Source organism: Curtobacterium sp. MCLR17_044 (assembly GCF_003234435.1).
GTDB lineage: Bacteria > Actinomycetota > Actinomycetes > Actinomycetales > Microbacteriaceae > Curtobacterium > Curtobacterium flaccumfaciens.
In genome coordinates this window covers 187,828-204,041 of sequence record NZ_QKTC01000002.1, presented here as the reverse complement: position 1 = coordinate 204,041, position 16,214 = coordinate 187,828, and the positions used below count along the sequence as shown (strand labels likewise).

The window sequence follows — 16,214 nt, the reverse complement described above, 5'->3', positions numbered from 1 at the left end:
GCGCCAGTGCGCGCCTACGCCTCGCCGGCGGTGCCGTCGAGCGTCGCGGCGCTGCCGCCGATCGAGCCGATGACCGCCTCGAGCGGGGCACCCGACCCGTCACGCTTCGACAGCCAGTCGGGCAGGGTCCGCGCGGCGCCGTCCGTGCCGACGGCGTGCGGCGGCGCGATGCCCGCCCAGCCCACGGTGAGCCCGTCCTCGCCCTTCAGGAACGCGTGCGCACGGACACCCTGGGTGGCGCGGCCCTTCGCCGGGAACTCCGACAGGGCGGAGACCTTGGCGCGGCCGGCGTCCGTGCCGGGCAGGGCGGTCGAGGTGGTGGACACCGTGGCGACCACGGCGTCGTCGGAGCGTGCGACCGAGCCGAACCAGATCACCGAGGCGCCGTCAGCGAGGGCCATGCCGGCCACTCCACCCGCGGGCAACCCCTGCGCCCGGACGACGGACGCCGGGAACCGCAGCAGCTGCGCGTTCGAGCTGATGAACACGAGGTCGTCGGACTCCGGGGCCTGGGCAGCGCCGACCACGTGGTCGCCGGGCTTCAGGCCGATGGCGACGAACTCGGGCTTGTCGGGCCATGCACCCGCCACGACGCGCTTCACCACGCCGTGTGCGGTGCCGATCGCCAGCGAGTCCGACGACGCGCCGGACAGGTCGACGATCGCCACGACCGTCTCGCCCTTGGTGAGCGCCAGGAAGTCGGTGACCCGGACGCCGGCGTCGAGCCGGACCGCGGCGGGCGGTACGGCGGGGACGTCGACGGGGGAGAGCCGGAGGACCCGCCCGGTCGAGGTGATCGCGCCGATCTGTCCCCGCACCGTGCTCACCACGGCGGAGCGCACGGCGTCGTGCTTCGAGCGCTTCGGCACGCGGACGATGCCGAGCTCCGAGGTCGGGATGTCGACGCGGATGAGCCGTCCGGTGGTGGAGAGCAGCACGCGGCAGGGGGAGTCGGCGATCTGCAGCGACTCCGGGTCGACCGCGGCCTTCCGACCGCCCTTCACCGGGGCGTCGGCCTCGGTGAGCAGCGTGCGCCGCGGGGTCGCGAACTTGTCGGACACCTCGGTCAGCTCGAGCGCGACCTGCGCGCGGAGCCGTTCGTCGGACGCCAGGAGTTCTTCGAGGGCGGCGATGTCGGCGAGCAGCTGGTCACGCTCGGCCTCGAGCTCCATCCGCGAGAACTTCGTCAGGCGGCGCAGGCGCAGCTCGAGGATGTACTCGGCCTGCACCTCGGACAGGTCGAAGATGTCGCGCAGGCGGTTGCGCGCCGCCTCGGAGTCGTCGGAGGTGCGGATGACCTGGATGACCTCGTCGATGTCGAGGATCGCGATGAGCAGGCCCTCGACCAGGTGCAGCCGTTCCTTGCGTCGTGCCAGCCGGTACTGCGACCGCCGGGTGACGACGTCGAGCCGGTGCTGCACGTAGACGTCGAGCAGCTCGCGGAGCCCGAGGGTCCGCGGCGACCCGCCGACCAGCGCGACGTTGTTGATGCCGAAGCCGTCCTCGAGCGGGGTGTGCTTGTAGAGCTGCTCGAGCACGGCGGTGGGGTTGAAGCCGCTCTTGATGCCGATGACGAGCCGGAGCCCGTGGTTGCGGTCGGTCAGGTCGTTGACGTCCGAGATGCCGACGAGCTTCTTGGACTGGACGCCGTCCTTGATCTTCTCGATGACGCGTTCGGGGCCGACCAGGTAGGGCAGCTCGGTGACGACGAGTCCCACCTTGCGCGGGGTGAGGTTCTCGACGCTCACCTTGGCGCGGGTGCGGAACGATCCACGGCCGGTCGCGTAGGCGTCGCGGACCCCGGAGAGCCCGACGATCGTGCCGCCGGACGGCAGGTCGGGGCCGGGCACGAACTCCATGAGCTCTTCGAGGCTGGCCTGCGGGTTCATGAGCAGGTGCTTCGCGGCCTCGACGACCTCGCCGAGGTTGTGCGGCGCCATGTTCGTCGCCATGCCGACCGCGATGCCGGAGGCGCCGTTGACGAGCAGGTTCGGGAACGCCGCCGGCAGCACGCCCGGCTGCATGATCTGGTTGTCGTAGTTCGGGACGAAGTCGACGACGTCCTCGCCCAGGCCCTCGGTCATCGCCATCGACGGTTCGGCGAGCCTGGCCTCGGTGTACCGGGCGGCAGCGGGGCCGTCGTCGAGGGAGCCGAAGTTGCCGTGACCATCGACGAGCGGCACGCGCATCGTGAACGGCTGGGCCATCCGGACCAGCGCGTCGTAGATCGCGCCGTCGCCGTGCGGGTGCAGCTTGCCCATCACCTCGCCGGTGACGCGGGCGCTCTTGACGTGTCCGCGGTCGGGCCGGAGCCCCATCTCGGCCATCTGGTACAGGATGCGACGCTGCACCGGCTTCAGGCCATCGCGGGCATCGGGCAGCGCCCGCGAGTAGATGACGGAGTACGCGTACTCGAGGAAGGAGCCCTGCATCTCCTCGGAGACGTCGACGTCCTCGATGCGCTCACCGTCGGGCAGGCCGACTACGTCCGTGCGTGCCATGGCACCTTTCTGGAGAACCGGAGTCGTCTGGGAGACTCGTGGGATGGGAACAAGCGTACCGACGGCCCCCGACGCCGTCGCGAACCTCGCCGACGTCTTCCCGAGTTGCCTCGTGGCGCTCGGCGCTGCGGACGACGCGTGGTTGCGGAACGACGGCCTGGAGGCCCGGATCGCCCTCCGCCTCGCCCGCTCGGCGATCGTCGTGCTGGTCGACGGCCTCGGTTCCGCCGCGCTGGCAGCGCGCGCCGGGCACGCGCGTTGGTTGACCGGCGCGAAGGGCACCGGCACCGCGAAGAAGCTCCGGAGCGGGTTCCCGACGACGACCGCGGCGGCGCTGAGCACCCTGACCACGGGCCGCTCGCCCGGCACCCACGGCGTCGTCGGGTACAGCGGCTGGAACCCGGACACCGGTGCCGTGATGAACCTGCTCGGCGGCTGGGACACCGAGGTGCCCGCCGACTGGTTCCTGACGCAGACGCTGTTCACCCGGGCCGCGGAGCTCGGACTCGACCCGGTCGTCGTCGGGCCGGACCGGTACCGCTCGTCCGGGATGACCGCGAACGTGCTCGGCGGCGCCCGGTACGTGTCCGCGGACACCATCCCGCAGCGTGTCGACGCCGCACTGGCCGAGACCGCCACCGGCCGCTCGCTCGTCTACCTGTACGTTCCGGAGCTCGACTCGATCGGGCACAAGTACGGCTGGCAGTCCGACCGGTGGACGGCCGCCCTCGAGCTGCTCGACGGGGAACTCGCCCGCCTCGATGCCCGGACCGCGGACGACGTGGGGGTCCTGGTGACGGCGGACCACGGTGTGCTCGACGTGCCGGACCACGCGAACATCGCCATCGACCCGCTGCTGCTCACCGACGTCGTCGGCGTCGCGGGTGACCCGCGCTGCCGCCAGCTCACCGTCGCACCCGGCACGGACGTCCGCGCCCTCGTCGGCGCGTTCCGGGCGCGCTACGGCAAGAAGGCCTCCGTCGCCAGCCGTGCCGAAGCGATCGAGGCCGGGTGGTTCGGGCAGGTGTCCGACCAGGTGGTGCCGCGAATCGGCGACGTGCTCGTCGTGGCGCGCGGCTCGTGGGCGTTCAACGACGACCGTGCCCTGCGCGAGGACGAGACGCCGAAGCGCATGATCGGCCAGCACGGGGCGATGACCGACGAGGAGACGATCGTGCCGCTCCGGCTCGCCGGCGCGTTCGCCCACTAGGGGTGTCAGCGCCGACGGTCGGTGAGCATGCCGATCAGGCGGGGTCGTCGTCCGGGCGGGTGCCGAAGACGATCTCGTCCCAGCTCGGCATCGAGCGGCGGTTGCGCTTCTTGCGTTCGCCACGGCTCTCGGGCTCGGGCGCCGAGGCCGGGCGGGTGTCGGTCGACTGCGGTGCGGTGTCGTGCGCGCCGCCGTCCTCGAAGCCCTGCAGCGGGATGTCGACGACGCTGATGGACGTGCCGCGGGCGGACTCGTCGCGCTGCTCGCCGAAGGACGCTGCTTCGCGCTCACCGCGGCGACGGCGGAGCGCCTCGAGCAGGTCGGCGGTCTCGTTGCCGGGAGCACGCTCTTCCACGGCGGCCTGGCCGATGCGGGGCAGCGGCGCACGGAGCGGCGCGTGCTGGGACGGCTCGGGCTCGGCGGCCGGCTGCTCCGGCTCGTCGACGCGGAAGGCGCCCGAGTCGAAGCGGGTGCCGTCGTCGTCCTGCTGCTCGAACTCGACCGCACGCAGACGCGGGGCGATGCCCTCGTCGTCGGTGTGCGACAGCCGGTGCGCGTCGCCGTTGTCCGGTACGAGGGTCGAGGTCTTGGGGTCGAAGTGCCACTGGGCGTCGTGCTCGACCTCGCCAGCGGTGTAGCGGACGCGGACCTGCCAGCCGCTCTCCGGGTGCTTCCAGGAGCCCCAGGTGATCGCGGTGGCCTCGCCGGCCTCGAGCTTCGCGGTGATCGCGGGGCCGAAGGTGTCGGGGGCCTCGTCGTCGACCGGGGTGACCGGCACGCGGTGCGAGGCGTCGAGGATGAAGGCACGCTCGGCGAGGACCGGGCCCTCGAAGCGGCGGACGTACTCGACGTCGACGTCGAGCGCGGCGGCCACGTCGGCGGCGTCGGCGCCACCACGGATGCGCGCCTGGACGTCCTTGGGGGAGACCCGCTTCTGCGGACCGGCGTCGGGGTTCGCCTGGCGCACCTGGCCTGCCAGCGACGACGTGACGGGCAACCGGAACTCGGTGCCGCCGTCGGTCGCCAGGAGGAGTGCGCCGGACTCGACTCCGATGACTCTCACGTCTTGCATGGTTCCGCCTTCCCAGCGTCGCGTACGGTGCTGCTGTCGTACCCCGTGAGTATGCAGGGACGACGGGCGGTTTCCGGGGAGGCGCACGGGCGTGCCGCGGACATCCGCACGGCCGATCCCGGGCGGGCGGCGCTCCGGCAACGGGTGTCGGGAATGTCCGGTTCCGGTCGTGGGTTGCACAGCCAGCACGACCCGCCGCAGCACTCGGTTTGCGCTCTGGCGGGGCGTGGTGCAAACTGTCGCCGCCGATCACCCGGCGACGACCTCTCGATACGAGAAATGGATGGGCATGGCCACCGATTACGACGCCCCCCGGAAGACCGACGACAACTCTGACTCAGAGTCGATCGAGGCCCTCAAGGAGCGCGTTCCCGACAAGATGTCGGGGGTCGTCGACGATGATTCCGACAACCCCGGCAGCTTCGAACTCGCCGGGCAGGACCTCAGCGACGTCGACCTCGACGTCGTGGTGCTGCCCCCGCAGGTCGATGAGTTCACCTGCGTCGAGTGCTTCCTCGTGAAGCACCGCTCCCAGCTCGACCACGAGTCGAAGCTCGGACCGGTCTGCGCGGAGTGCGCTTCGCTCTAGCGAGCACAGCCGCGTCGCTCTCGACGCAACGATCAGCGAAGGCCCCGCATCCTCCAGGGATGCGGGGCCTTCGTCGTGTGCTGCGAGGCGGGGCCGAGCCGCGCCTCCAGGCCGTGGCCCGTGGACCGTGGACCGTGGTCCGTCAGGAACGCAGCGCCTCGACGACCTTGCCCGGGTGCCGGACGCTGACCAGCCAGTAGGGCGTCGGGTCCGCGTCGTCGCGCACCTCGACCTTGACGACCCCGCGGACGTAGCCGCGGAAGAGGGTCCAGGCGCGGGCGTCGAGTGCCGGCCCGCGCTGCTCGGTGGCCGCTGCGCCCTCGAACGCCTCGGTCGTGCCGACGAGCGTGCGGGGGAGGTGGGCCTTGCCCGCGCGGAACTCGGTGTCGGTGACCTCGACGGTGGGTGCGAGTGCCCACAGGAGGACCAGGACCCCGAGCTCCATCCCGATCGCCACGAGGACGCCGGCCAGGACGCTGATGGGGAGGAAGACGAGCAGGGTGGCGGGGATGACGAGCGCCGTCGCCAGGTAGAGGGCGGGCGGGGCCCAGAGTCGTTCGCGGTACAGGGTCACGGGTCCATTCGATCACGAGCGAGCGAGGTCACGGAACGGTCACGGCTGCACTACCCTCGTCACGTGACCGAACCAGTCGACGTCCTCTGGACCGGGGAGCACGCTCCCGGCCACGCCCACCCCGGCGACGCGGGTGCCGATCTCGTCTCCACCGAGGCCTTCGTGCTGCAGCCGGGGGAGCGACACCTGGCCGCCACGGGGCTGCGCATCGCGCTGCCCGAGGGCTACGCCGCGTTCGTTGTCCCGCGGAGCGGCCTGGCGGCGAAGCACGGCATCACGATCGTGAACAGCCCCGGCACCGTCGACTCCGGCTACCGCGGGGAGATCAAGGTCGCCCTGCTCAACACCGACCAGACGGAACCGTACGAGGTGCACGTCGGCGACCGCATCGCCCAGCTGATCGTGATGCCGGTCCCGCAGGTGACCTACACCCGGGTCGACGACCTGCCGGACAGCGTCCGCGGACAGGGCGGGTTCGGCTCGTCGGGCTACGGTGACCGGAGCGACGCCGTGACCGGTGCCGCCGCAGACGCTCAGGAAGGAACGCGCGCATGAAGTTCGGCCGACGCAAGCGGGACGAGGTCGAGGTGGCGGACGCCGTCGCCGACGACATCGAGGTCGCGGACACGTCCCCCGAGGTCGACATCGCGACGGATGCCGACGCGGACCTCGACGAGGTCGACGCGGTCGCCCCGACGGACAAGTCCGCTCCGGAGGACCGGGCCGAGAACGGCCCCCACGACGAGACCGAGGCGAACCTGGTCCGCCCCTACGTCGACCTGGGCGGGGTGAAGGTGCTCCCGCGCGAGGGCCTGCACCTGCGCCTCGAGGTCGAGGAGGGCTCGCAGCGCGTCGTCGCGGTCGGGCTCGACTACGACGAGTCCACGCTGCAGGTCCAGCCGTTCGCGGCACCCCGGTCCACCGGCCTGTGGCACGAGATCCGCGCCCAGATCGCCGAGCAGATCGAGCGCCAGGGCGGTGTCGTGACCGAGGTCGACGGCCCGTTCGGCCCCGAGCTCCGCGCGTCCGTCCCGGTCGCCGTGGACGGCGACGGCGGCACCGCGGGCTCCCGTCCGGCCCGTTTCGTCGGCGTCGACGGCCCGCGCTGGTTCCTGCGCGGCGTGATCGCCGGCAAGGCCGCCGAGCAGCCCGACGACGCGAGCGAGATCGAGGAGCTGTTCCGCAGCGTCGTCGTCGTGCGCGGCACGACGCCGATGCCGCCGCGCGACCTCATCCCGCTGCACATGCCCAAGTCGACGCAGACCGCGATCTGACCGACTGACGACCAACCCCGCCTGGAGGCACGGTGCCGGACCACGACGACACCCCACGACCCGAGACGGCTGGCTCCGACCCCGTTGCGCCGGCTGCTGAGCCCTCGGTGGCGCCGTCGTTCTCCGCGCAGTTCCGTGACGCCGTGCAGAACGCCGGGATCGCCCGCGTGGCACCCGGTGAGGCACCGTCCGGCCGGGCGCTGCTCGGCGCGGTCGGCGGGGTGCGCGGGCTCGCCGAGTCGGTGCTGCCCGGGTTCGCGTTCCTGGTCGTCTACGCGATCACGAAGGAGCTCGTGCCGAGCGTCGTGATCCCGGTGGCCGTCGGGCTCGTCTTCGTGGTGCTCCGGCTGCTGCAGCGGCAGTCGGTGACGATGTCGTTCGCGGGCATCCTCGGCGTCGCGGTCTCAGCCGGCCTGGCGCTCATCACCGGACGCGCGGAGAGCAACTTCATCCCCGGGATCGTCATCAACGCCGTCTGGCTCGTCGGGCTGCTGATCACGCTGGCGATCCGCTGGCCGCTGATCGGACTCGTCGTCGGCTTCCTGCTGCCCGCGAACGAGGACGGCTCGCACGTCGACTGGCGCGCCGACCCCGTCAAGCGCCGCGTGCTGACGGTCGCCACCTGGATCTGGGTCGGGCTGTTCGCGGTCCGGCTCGCGGTGGAGGTCCCGCTGTACCTGACGGCGCAGGTCGAACTGCTCGCCGGGCTGAAGCTCATCCTCGGCGTGCCGCTGTACGCGGCGGTGCTCTGGGTGACCTGGCTGCTGGTCCGCACCGTGTTCGTCCGACGCGACGACGTCACCCCGGTGTAGAGTTCTCTCGACATCAAGATAGTTCTCGCAGGGCGCGCACGCGTCCTCGGGATTAGGTTTGCCTTGCTGGTGGGACGGTCCACGGCCCGCGAGGATGAGGGCAAACCGATCAGTAGGGAGGCGGCACGGTGGCTGCAGTCAATAGCTTCGGCTCGAAGGACACACTGTCGGTTGGGGGTGTCGACTACGCGATCCACCGGATCGACTCGGTTCCCGGGCACGAGAAGTTGCCCTACAGCCTGAAGGTGCTGCTCGAGAACCTCCTCCGCACCGAGGACGGCAAGAACGTCACCGAGGGACAGATCCGGGCGCTCGGCTCCTGGCGGCCCGACGCGGAACCCGACACCGAGATCCAGTTCTCGCCGGCACGCGTCGTCATGCAGGACTTCACGGGTGTGCCGTGCATCGTCGACCTCGCCACCATGCGCGAGGCCATGGCGGACATCGGCGGCGACCCGAACAAGATCAACCCGCTGTCCCCGGCCGAGATGGTCATCGACCACTCCGTCATCGCCGACCTGTTCGGCAGCACGGACGCCCTGCAGCGCAACACGGACCTGGAGTACGAGCGGAACGGTGAGCGCTACCAGTTCCTCCGCTGGGGCCAGACCGCGTTCGAGGACTTCAAGGTCGTCCCGCCGGGCACCGGCATCGTCCACCAGGTGAACATCGAGTACCTGGCGAAGGTCACCTACACGCGTGACTTCGACGGCGAGACCTACGCGTACCCGGACACCCTGGTCGGAACCGACTCGCACACCACGATGGTGAACGGCCTCGGCGTGCTCGGCTGGGGCGTCGGCGGCATCGAGGCCGAGGCCGCGATGCTCGGCCAGCCCGTGTCGATGCTCATCCCGAAGGTCGTCGGCTTCAAGCTCTCCGGTGAGATCCCGGCCGGCGTGACCGCGACCGACGTGGTGCTCACCATCACGCAGGAGCTCCGCAAGCACGGCGTCGTCGGCAAGTTCGTCGAGTTCTACGGCGAGGGCGTCGGCGCCGTCCCGCTCGCCAACCGCGCCACCATCGGCAACATGTCGCCCGAGTTCGGTTCGACGGCGGCGATCTTCCCGGTCGACGACGTCACGTTGGACTACCTGCGGCTGACCGGTCGCGACGAGGCGCAGATCGCCCTGGTCGAGGCGTACTCCAAGGCCCAGGGCCTGTGGCACGACGCCTCGGTCGAGCCGAACTACTCCGAGTACATGGAGCTCGACCTCTCCACGGTCGTGCCGTCCATCTCCGGCCCGAAGCGTCCACAGGACCGCATCGAGCTCACGAACGCGAAGAGCCAGTTCGAGCTCGACCTGAACAACTACACGACGCCGTCCGAGCAGACCGATCTCGACGACGCGGTCGAGGAGACGTTCCCGGCCTCCGACCCGATCGCCGCCGGTTCGACCAACGAGGACACTGCGCTGCACGAGCACGTGCACGTGTCGAGCGCACCGTCGACCGCCTCGGCGCCGACGAAGGTCGCGATGGACGGGGCCGACCCGTTCACCATCGACCACGGTGCCGTCGCGATCGCCGCGATCACCTCGTGCACGAACACGTCGAACCCGTCGGTCATGATGGCCGCCGGCATCCTCGCCCGGAACGCCGCGAAGAAGGGCCTCACCGCGAAGCCCTGGGTGAAGACCACCCTCGCGCCCGGGTCGAAGGTCGTCACCGACTACTACGAGAAGGCCGGTCTCACCACCTACCTCGAGCAGCTCGGCTTCTACACGGTCGGCTACGGCTGCACCACCTGCATCGGCAACTCGGGCCCGCTGCCCGAGGAGATCTCGCAGGCCGTGCAGGACAACGACCTCGCCGTCACCGCGGTGCTCTCGGGCAACCGCAACTTCGAGGGCCGGATCAACCCCGACGTCAAGATGAACTACCTGGCGTCCCCGCCGCTGGTCATCGCCTACGCCCTCGCCGGGTCGATGCACTTCGACTTCGACAAGGACGCCCTCGGCACCGACCAGGACGGCAACGACGTCTACCTGACCGACATCTGGCCCGACGCGGCCGAGGTGCAGCAGGTCATCGACGAGTCGATCGACACCGAGATGTTCACCCACGAGTACGGCTCCGTGTTCGAGGGCGACGACCGCTGGAAGAACCTGCCGACCCCGACCGGTGACACCTTCGAGTGGGACCAGGAGTCGACCTACGTCCGGAAGCCCCCGTACTTCGAGGGCATGACGATGCAGCCCGACGCGGTGTCGGACATCTCCGGCGCCCGGGTGCTCGCGAAGCTCGGCGACTCGGTCACGACCGACCACATCTCGCCGGCCGGTTCGATCAAGGCCGACAGCCCCGCCGGCCAGTACCTCGCCGAGCACGGCGTCGACCGCAAGGACTTCAACTCCTACGGCTCACGTCGCGGCAACCACGAGGTCATGATCCGCGGCACGTTCGCGAACATCCGTCTGCGCAACCAGCTGCTCGACGGCGTGGAGGGCGGCTACACCCGCGACTTCACGACGCCGGACGGTGCGCAGTCGTTCATCTACGACGCCTCGCAGCACTACCAGGAGCAGGGCATCCCGCTCGTCATCTTCGGTGGCAAGGAGTACGGCTCCGGCTCGTCCCGTGACTGGGCGGCCAAGGGCACGAACCTGCTCGGTGTCCGTGCGGTCATCACCGAGAGCTTCGAGCGGATCCACCGCTCCAACCTCATCGGCATGGGCGTCGTCCCGCTGCAGTTCCCGGCGGGCGAGACGGTCGAGTCCCTCGGGCTCGACGGAACCGAGGTCGTCTCGATCTCCGGGCTGACCGAGCTGAACGAGGGCCGCACCCCGAAGACGGTGCACGTCACCGCGACGCCGAGCGAGCACTCGCCGGCCGGCAAGCAGCCGATCGAGTTCGACGCGGTCGTCCGCATCGACACCCCCGGCGAGGCCGACTACTACCGCAACGGCGGCATCCTGCAGTACGTGCTCCGTTCGCTCGTCTGACGCGACCCGGATACTGCCTGGAGGCGCGGTGCCAGCTGGCACCGCGCCTCCAGTCCGTTCTGTCCCCACGCGCATAGAGTGGGCCGACAGCCCCACGAAAGGAGCGCCCGTGAGCCTGCTCGCCAGCATCACGTCCCCGCGCGACCTGAAGCGTCTCTCCGACGCGCAGATGACCGACCTCGCCGCCGAGATCCGGCGCTTCCTGGTCGCCGAGGTCGCGAAGACCGGTGGGCACCTCGGGCCGAACCTGGGCGTCGTGGAGCTGACGCTCGCGATGCACCGCGTGTTCGACTCGCCGAACGACCCGTTCGTGTTCGACACCGGGCACCAGTCGTACGTGCACAAGCTCGTCACCGGGCGCCAGGACTTCTCGAAGCTGCGCGAACGCGGCGGCATCGCCGGCTACCCGCAGCGGAGCGAGTCCGAGCACGACATCGTCGAGTCCTCGCACGCGTCGTCGTCGCTGTCGTGGGCCGACGGCATCTCCCGCGCGTTCGGGCAGACCGGGCAGACCGACCGCACCGTCGTCGCGGTGGTCGGGGACGGCGCCCTCACCGGCGGCATGACGTGGGAGGCGCTCAACAACATCTCCGACGACAACGACCGTCGACTGGTCATCGTCGTCAACGACAACGGCCGCTCGTACGCCCCGACGATCGGTGGCATGGCCCGGTTCCTGAGCTCCGTGCGCACCCGCCGCGAGTATCGGGCCCTGTACGAGGGCACGCAGGCCGTGGCGGCGCGGTTCGGCGCTCCGGGTCGTGCGGTGTACCGAGGCATGCGCGGTGGCCTGCACGGCTTCCTCTCGCGGCTGACGAACAACGAGGCGCTGTACTCGAACCTCGACATCAAGTACATCGGCCCGGTGAACGGCCACGACCAGCAGGCGATGGAGGCAGCACTCCGGCAGGCGAAGGAGTACGGCGCTCCCGTGATCGTGCACGCGATCACCGAGAAGGGCCACGGCTTCGAGCCCGCCCTGCGCGACCAGGCCGACCAGTTCCACGCCGTCGGACACATCGACCCGGAGACGGGGGAGTCGCTCGACGCCGCATCGGGCCCGTCGTGGACCTCGGTGTTCGCGTCCTCCTTGGCCGAAGCCGGCGCCTCGGATCCCCGGATCGTCGCGATCACGGCGGCGATGCTCCGACCGACCGGGCTCCACCTGTTCCAGGAGCAGCACCCCGACCGGGTCTACGACGTCGGCATCGCCGAGCAGCACGCCGTGACGACCGCCGCGGGCCTGGCCTACGGGGGACTCCACCCCGTGGTGGCGCTCTACGCGACGTTCCTGAACCGCGCGTTCGACCAGGTGCTGATGGACGTCGCCCTGCACAAGGCCGGCGTGACGTTCGTGCTCGACCGTGCCGGGATCACCGGCCCGGACGGCCCCTCGCACCACGGCATGTGGGACCTCGCGCTGCTGCAGGTCGTGCCGGGGATCCGGATCGCCGCGCCCCGCGATGCTGCGACCCTGCGCGAGGAGTTCCGCGAGGCGATCGCCGTCGACGACGCCCCCACCGTGCTGCGGTGGTCGAAGGGGCAGGTGGGGCCGGACATCCCCGCGGTCCGTCGTCTCTCGGATGGTGTGGACGTCCTGCACGCAGCCGCGGACGACGTCGAGGACGTGCTCTTCGTCGCCGTCGGGTCGATGGTGCCGGTGGCGCTCGAGGCCGCGGCGCTGCTCGAGGCGCAGGGCATCGGCGTCACCGTCGTGGACCCGCGCTGGGTGGTGCCGATCCCGACCTCGCTGATCGAGCTCTCGCGGACGCACCGGCTCGTGATCACCATCGAGGACGGCGTGCGGGTCGGGGGCGTCGGGACCCGGCTGCGGCAGGACCTGCGCGCTGCCGGAGTCGACACCGGGGTGAACGAGCTCGGGCTGCCCGACGCGTTCATCGACCACGCGACCCGGTCGCAGATCCTCGCCGACGCGGGCCTGACGGCGCAGGCCATCGCCCGCGACGTCATCGACCAGGTCGTCGGGACGAAGTTGCCGCAGGCGAAGCCCGCGCGCTCCCGCGAATCGGCGGCGTCCGACCGCTGACGCCTGACGGCCGACGGCTGACCGCTCGGAACCAGGTTCCGGACACGGCACCACGTTCCTCCGCGGTGCTGTGTCCGGAACCTGGTTCGGTGGGAGGCCCCCTTGCCGCCCTGCTGCCATGCCGCGAGGGGCATGTGCCACGGGGACGTCTGGCAGGATCGCCACATGCGACGGGGGCTCAGGACGGTGACGGTGGGGCTCTGCCTCGCCGTGTTGGCGCTGACTTCGGGGTGTTCGGCGATGAACGACGGTTCGGTCGCGCCGGAGCTCGGTGCTGATGCCCGGGTCGGTGCCAGACAGACGATGCACCGCGTGATCGACTGGGATGGCGGGGAAGCGGTCCACCGGGTCGATGCCACCTGGACCGACTCCTGCGGGCACGCGAGCAACTCCGGCTTCTTCCAGCCCGCTGCAGGAACCACGTGCCGGATCGACGCCGGAGCGGTCTACACGATCGACGGTGCGACCACACCGGTCGACGCGGTGCGCATCGTCGGCCCAGCGCTTCGTGCAGGCGGCCTGACCGACGAGGACCTCGTGGCGCAGGCGATCCGGCCGGACGGATCGACACCGTCCTTGATCGATGTCGGTGGGCGGCAGTCGATCGCACTCGGCAGCGATGTCGGCCAGGACCGGTTCGCCGTCGTCCGGGTCCGTGGTTGGGACCAGTCACTCGGACTGTGGCAACCGGACGGATCGTCCGTCGTGCAGTCCGCGCCGGGACTCGGTGTCGAGGGACGAGACGACGCCGTGCGGGCGAGCGGGGCGGACTACGTGCTCGTCGTGACGCACAGCGCCGACTACTTCACGTCGTACGACAACGAGCCGCCCGAGCCGCCGGCACCCCGGCCGTCGGTGCCGCCGTGCTTCAGTGGCAGCAACGACTGCGTCGGTGGCTGACGGCGGCGCACGGTAGCAGACGCCCGGGCTGCTGTCGGAAACGGTGGCACGCCTCGGCGCCGCACAATCAAAGTCACCCCGAACCACGGCGATCCGCGGTTCGGGGTGACTTTGGTTGTGCGGCGGTGCCGCCTTCGAGACCGAGTCGGCTCTAGCGGGAAGCGGGGCCGACGATCCGGGGCTCGTGGAACGTGCCGCCGAAGACTCGCTCGGACGCGCCGGAACGGTCGAGGTACGGGCTGATCCCACCGGCCTGGAACGGGTACCCCGCACCGAGGATGAGCCCGAGGTCGATCTCCTCGACGTGCTCGACGACCCGGTCCTCGAGCATGCGGTGCAGCTCGTCGGCCAGGGCGTCCTCGAACCGGCGCTGCATCTCGGCGGCGTCGACGGGCTTCGAGTCCTTCTTGGACGGCGCGACGAGCTTCACGGCGGCGGGGTCGTACCCGGTCGCGTTGCCCTTCTTGTCGCGGGTCAGGATCGTCCCGTGCTCGGCGATCTTCTTCAGCCCGTCACCGGGGTAGAAGCGCTCCGCCCAGGCTGCGTGGTGCGAGTCGAGCACGTGCGCGCCGACCGGCAGCCCGACGAGCTCGAGCAGCTCGAACGGCGACATCGGCAGGCCGAGGGGCGCGGCACCCTGGGCGACAGTGTCGAACGAGGTCCCTTCCTCGACGCCGCGCATCGCCTCGCCGAGCACCCGGGCGAGCACCCGGTTGACGACGAAGCCCGGCTGGTCCGCGGTGATGATCGCGGTCTTCTTCAGGGTCTTCGCGACGGCGAGGGCGGTGACGAGGGCCTCGTCCGAGGTCTTCGCCGCACGCACCACCTCGAGCAGCGGCATGACCGCGACCGGGTTGAAGAAGTGGAAGCCGACGAGCCGCTCCGGGTTGGTGAGCACCGACGCCATCTCGTCGACGGAGAGCGACGACGTGTTCGTGGCGAGGATGGCGTCCGGTGCGATGACCTGCTCGATCTTCCGGAGGACCTCCTGCTTGACGGTCATCTCCTCGAAGACGGCCTCGATCACCCAGTCGGCGTCGGCGAAGGCGTCGTAGGACACCGACCCGCTGACGAGTGCGGTGATGCGGTTCGCGTCGTCGGGGGAGATCCGGCCCTTGTCGAGCAGCTTCGCGACCTCGCCGCGGATCCGCTCGACGCCGGCGTCCACACGGGACTGGTCGACGTCGGTGATGACGACGGGGACGCCCAGGCGTCGGGCGAACAGCAGCGCGAACTGCGACGCCATCAGCCCGGCGCCGAGGACGCCGACCTTCGTGATCTTCTTCGGCTCGACGCCCTCGGGAGCGCCGACGGGCTTCTTCGCACGCTTCTGCACGAGGTCGAAGGCGTACATCGACGCGGCGAACTGGTCGCCCGAGATGAGTTCGGCGAGGGCCTCGTCCTCGTCGGCGAACCGTTCGTCGAGCGAGCCCGACTTGGCGGCGGCCACGAGGTCGAGCGCCCGGAACGGCGACTTCGGCACGGTGCCGATCTTCGAGGCGACCTGCCCGCGGGCGACCTTGACGACGGTGCCCCAGGCGGCCTTCTCGAGCATGCCCGGTTCGTTCTTCCGCACCACCTTGGTCGTGCCGGTGATGACGCCGTCCGCCCAGGCCACGGCCGAGGGCAGGAACGTGACGGACGGGACGAGCACGTCGCCGATGCCGATCTCGACCGCGGCCGGGCCGTCCATCAGACGGTTGTTCTTGAGCGGGTTCTCGACGATGACGCGGAGCGCGCGCTCCGGACCGATCAGGCGGGGGAGCAGCGTCGCGCCGCCCCAGCCGGGGATGATGCCGAGGAACACCTCGGGCAGGCCGATGCCCTGCGCCGCGGACGAGAACGCCCGGTAGGTGCAGTGCAGGGCGATCTCGAGCCCACCGCCGAGCGCCAGGGTGTTCACGAACGCGAACGACGGCACCCCGAGGTCGGCGAACTTGCGGAGCGTGGCGTGCCCGAGCGCGGCCAGGTCGTGGGCGGCCTCGCGCGACGGGACCGCGGCTGCCTGGGACAGGTCGGCCCCGGCCGCGAAGCAGTACTCCTTGCCGGTGATGGCGACGCCCTGGATCGTGCCGGCGGCGGCCTCGGTCTTCAGGGTGTCGAGCACGCCGGACAGCTCACGGAGCGTGCGGGGCCCGAGGGTGTTCGGCCGCTTGTAGTCCTTGCCGTTGTCGAGCGTGATGAGCGCCAGCGTGCCACCCGAGGGCATCGTGACGTGCTTGACGAATGAGTGCGTGACGACCTCGTCCTCGCTGAGTTCGGCCAGTCGGTCGTTGTCGACGATGGTCAT

12 protein-coding genes are annotated in these 16,214 nt (G+C 70.7%); 8 read left to right on the top strand and 4 right to left on the bottom strand.

From position 1 onward, the window contains the following. Positions 1-14: 14 nt before the first annotated feature. The gene (locus DEJ04_RS02655) at positions 15-2,501 is read right to left on the bottom strand and encodes a DNA topoisomerase (ATP-hydrolyzing) subunit A (protein ID WP_111046170.1); all 2,487 of its coding nucleotides are present in this window, start codon (positions 2,499-2,501) and stop codon (positions 15-17) included. A 43-nt stretch (positions 2,502-2,544) separates the two neighbouring features. Here DEJ04_RS02655 and DEJ04_RS02650 point away from each other — a divergent pair, with 43 nt between their 5' ends. Then, on the top strand, positions 2,545-3,711 hold the full coding sequence (locus tag DEJ04_RS02650) for an alkaline phosphatase family protein (RefSeq protein ID WP_181437711.1): 1,167 nt from the start codon (positions 2,545-2,547) through the stop codon (positions 3,709-3,711). Between the two features lie 34 nt (positions 3,712-3,745). On the opposite strand, the gene sepH is transcribed toward DEJ04_RS02650, so the two are convergent. Continuing rightward, the gene (sepH, locus tag DEJ04_RS02645; RefSeq protein ID WP_181437710.1) at positions 3,746-4,774 is read right to left on the bottom strand and encodes a septation protein SepH; all 1,029 of its coding nucleotides are present in this window, start codon (positions 4,772-4,774) and stop codon (positions 3,746-3,748) included. 298 nt (positions 4,775-5,072) lie between these two features. On the opposite strand from sepH, the gene DEJ04_RS02640 reads away from it, so the two are divergent. Then, positions 5,073-5,372 carry a DUF4193 domain-containing protein gene (locus DEJ04_RS02640; protein WP_017886098.1) on the top strand — a complete coding sequence of 100 codons (300 nt, stop codon included), beginning with the start codon at positions 5,073-5,075 and terminating at the stop codon, positions 5,370-5,372. Positions 5,373-5,514: 142 nt separating this feature from the next. On the opposite strand, the gene DEJ04_RS02635 is transcribed toward DEJ04_RS02640, so the two are convergent. Next, positions 5,515-5,946 (bottom strand): DUF3093 domain-containing protein, encoded by a 432-nt coding sequence (locus DEJ04_RS02635; protein WP_111046151.1) that lies wholly within the window; start codon positions 5,944-5,946, stop codon positions 5,515-5,517. A gap of 63 nt (positions 5,947-6,009) precedes the next feature. Between DEJ04_RS02635 and dut the strand changes: the two genes are divergently transcribed. The 6 genes from dut to DEJ04_RS02605 all read left to right on the top strand — a co-directional run bounded on the left by dut (position 6,010) and on the right by DEJ04_RS02605 (position 13,924). Next, positions 6,010-6,501 (top strand): dUTP diphosphatase, encoded by a 492-nt coding sequence (gene dut / locus DEJ04_RS02630; protein WP_071403948.1) that lies wholly within the window; start codon positions 6,010-6,012, stop codon positions 6,499-6,501. Next, positions 6,498-7,220: a DUF3710 domain-containing protein gene (locus DEJ04_RS02625; protein ID WP_027465470.1), complete on the top strand. Its 723-nt coding sequence runs from the start codon at positions 6,498-6,500 to the stop codon at positions 7,218-7,220. The genes dut and DEJ04_RS02625 overlap by 4 nt, the downstream gene beginning before the upstream one ends. A gap of 32 nt (positions 7,221-7,252) precedes the next feature. Further along, positions 7,253-8,032 (top strand): DUF3159 domain-containing protein, encoded by a 780-nt coding sequence (locus tag DEJ04_RS02620; protein WP_111046150.1) that lies wholly within the window; start codon positions 7,253-7,255, stop codon positions 8,030-8,032. A 128-nt stretch (positions 8,033-8,160) separates the two neighbouring features. Beyond that, positions 8,161-10,977 (top strand): aconitate hydratase AcnA, encoded by a 2,817-nt coding sequence (gene acnA, locus DEJ04_RS02615; protein ID WP_027465472.1) that lies wholly within the window; start codon positions 8,161-8,163, stop codon positions 10,975-10,977. A gap of 109 nt (positions 10,978-11,086) precedes the next feature. Then, entirely contained in the window at positions 11,087-13,024 is a 1,938-nt protein-coding gene (gene dxs, locus DEJ04_RS02610; RefSeq protein ID WP_110863849.1) for a 1-deoxy-D-xylulose-5-phosphate synthase, read from the top strand. Between the two features lie 312 nt (positions 13,025-13,336). Next, the gene (locus DEJ04_RS02605) at positions 13,337-13,924 is read left to right on the top strand and encodes a hypothetical protein (RefSeq protein ID WP_146248625.1); all 588 of its coding nucleotides are present in this window, start codon (positions 13,337-13,339) and stop codon (positions 13,922-13,924) included. 151 nt (positions 13,925-14,075) lie between these two features. Here the strand turns inward: DEJ04_RS02605 and DEJ04_RS02600 are convergent, their stop codons facing one another. Beyond that, on the bottom strand, positions 14,076-16,214 hold the full coding sequence (locus tag DEJ04_RS02600) for a 3-hydroxyacyl-CoA dehydrogenase NAD-binding domain-containing protein (protein WP_111046148.1): 2,139 nt from the start codon (positions 16,212-16,214) through the stop codon (positions 14,076-14,078).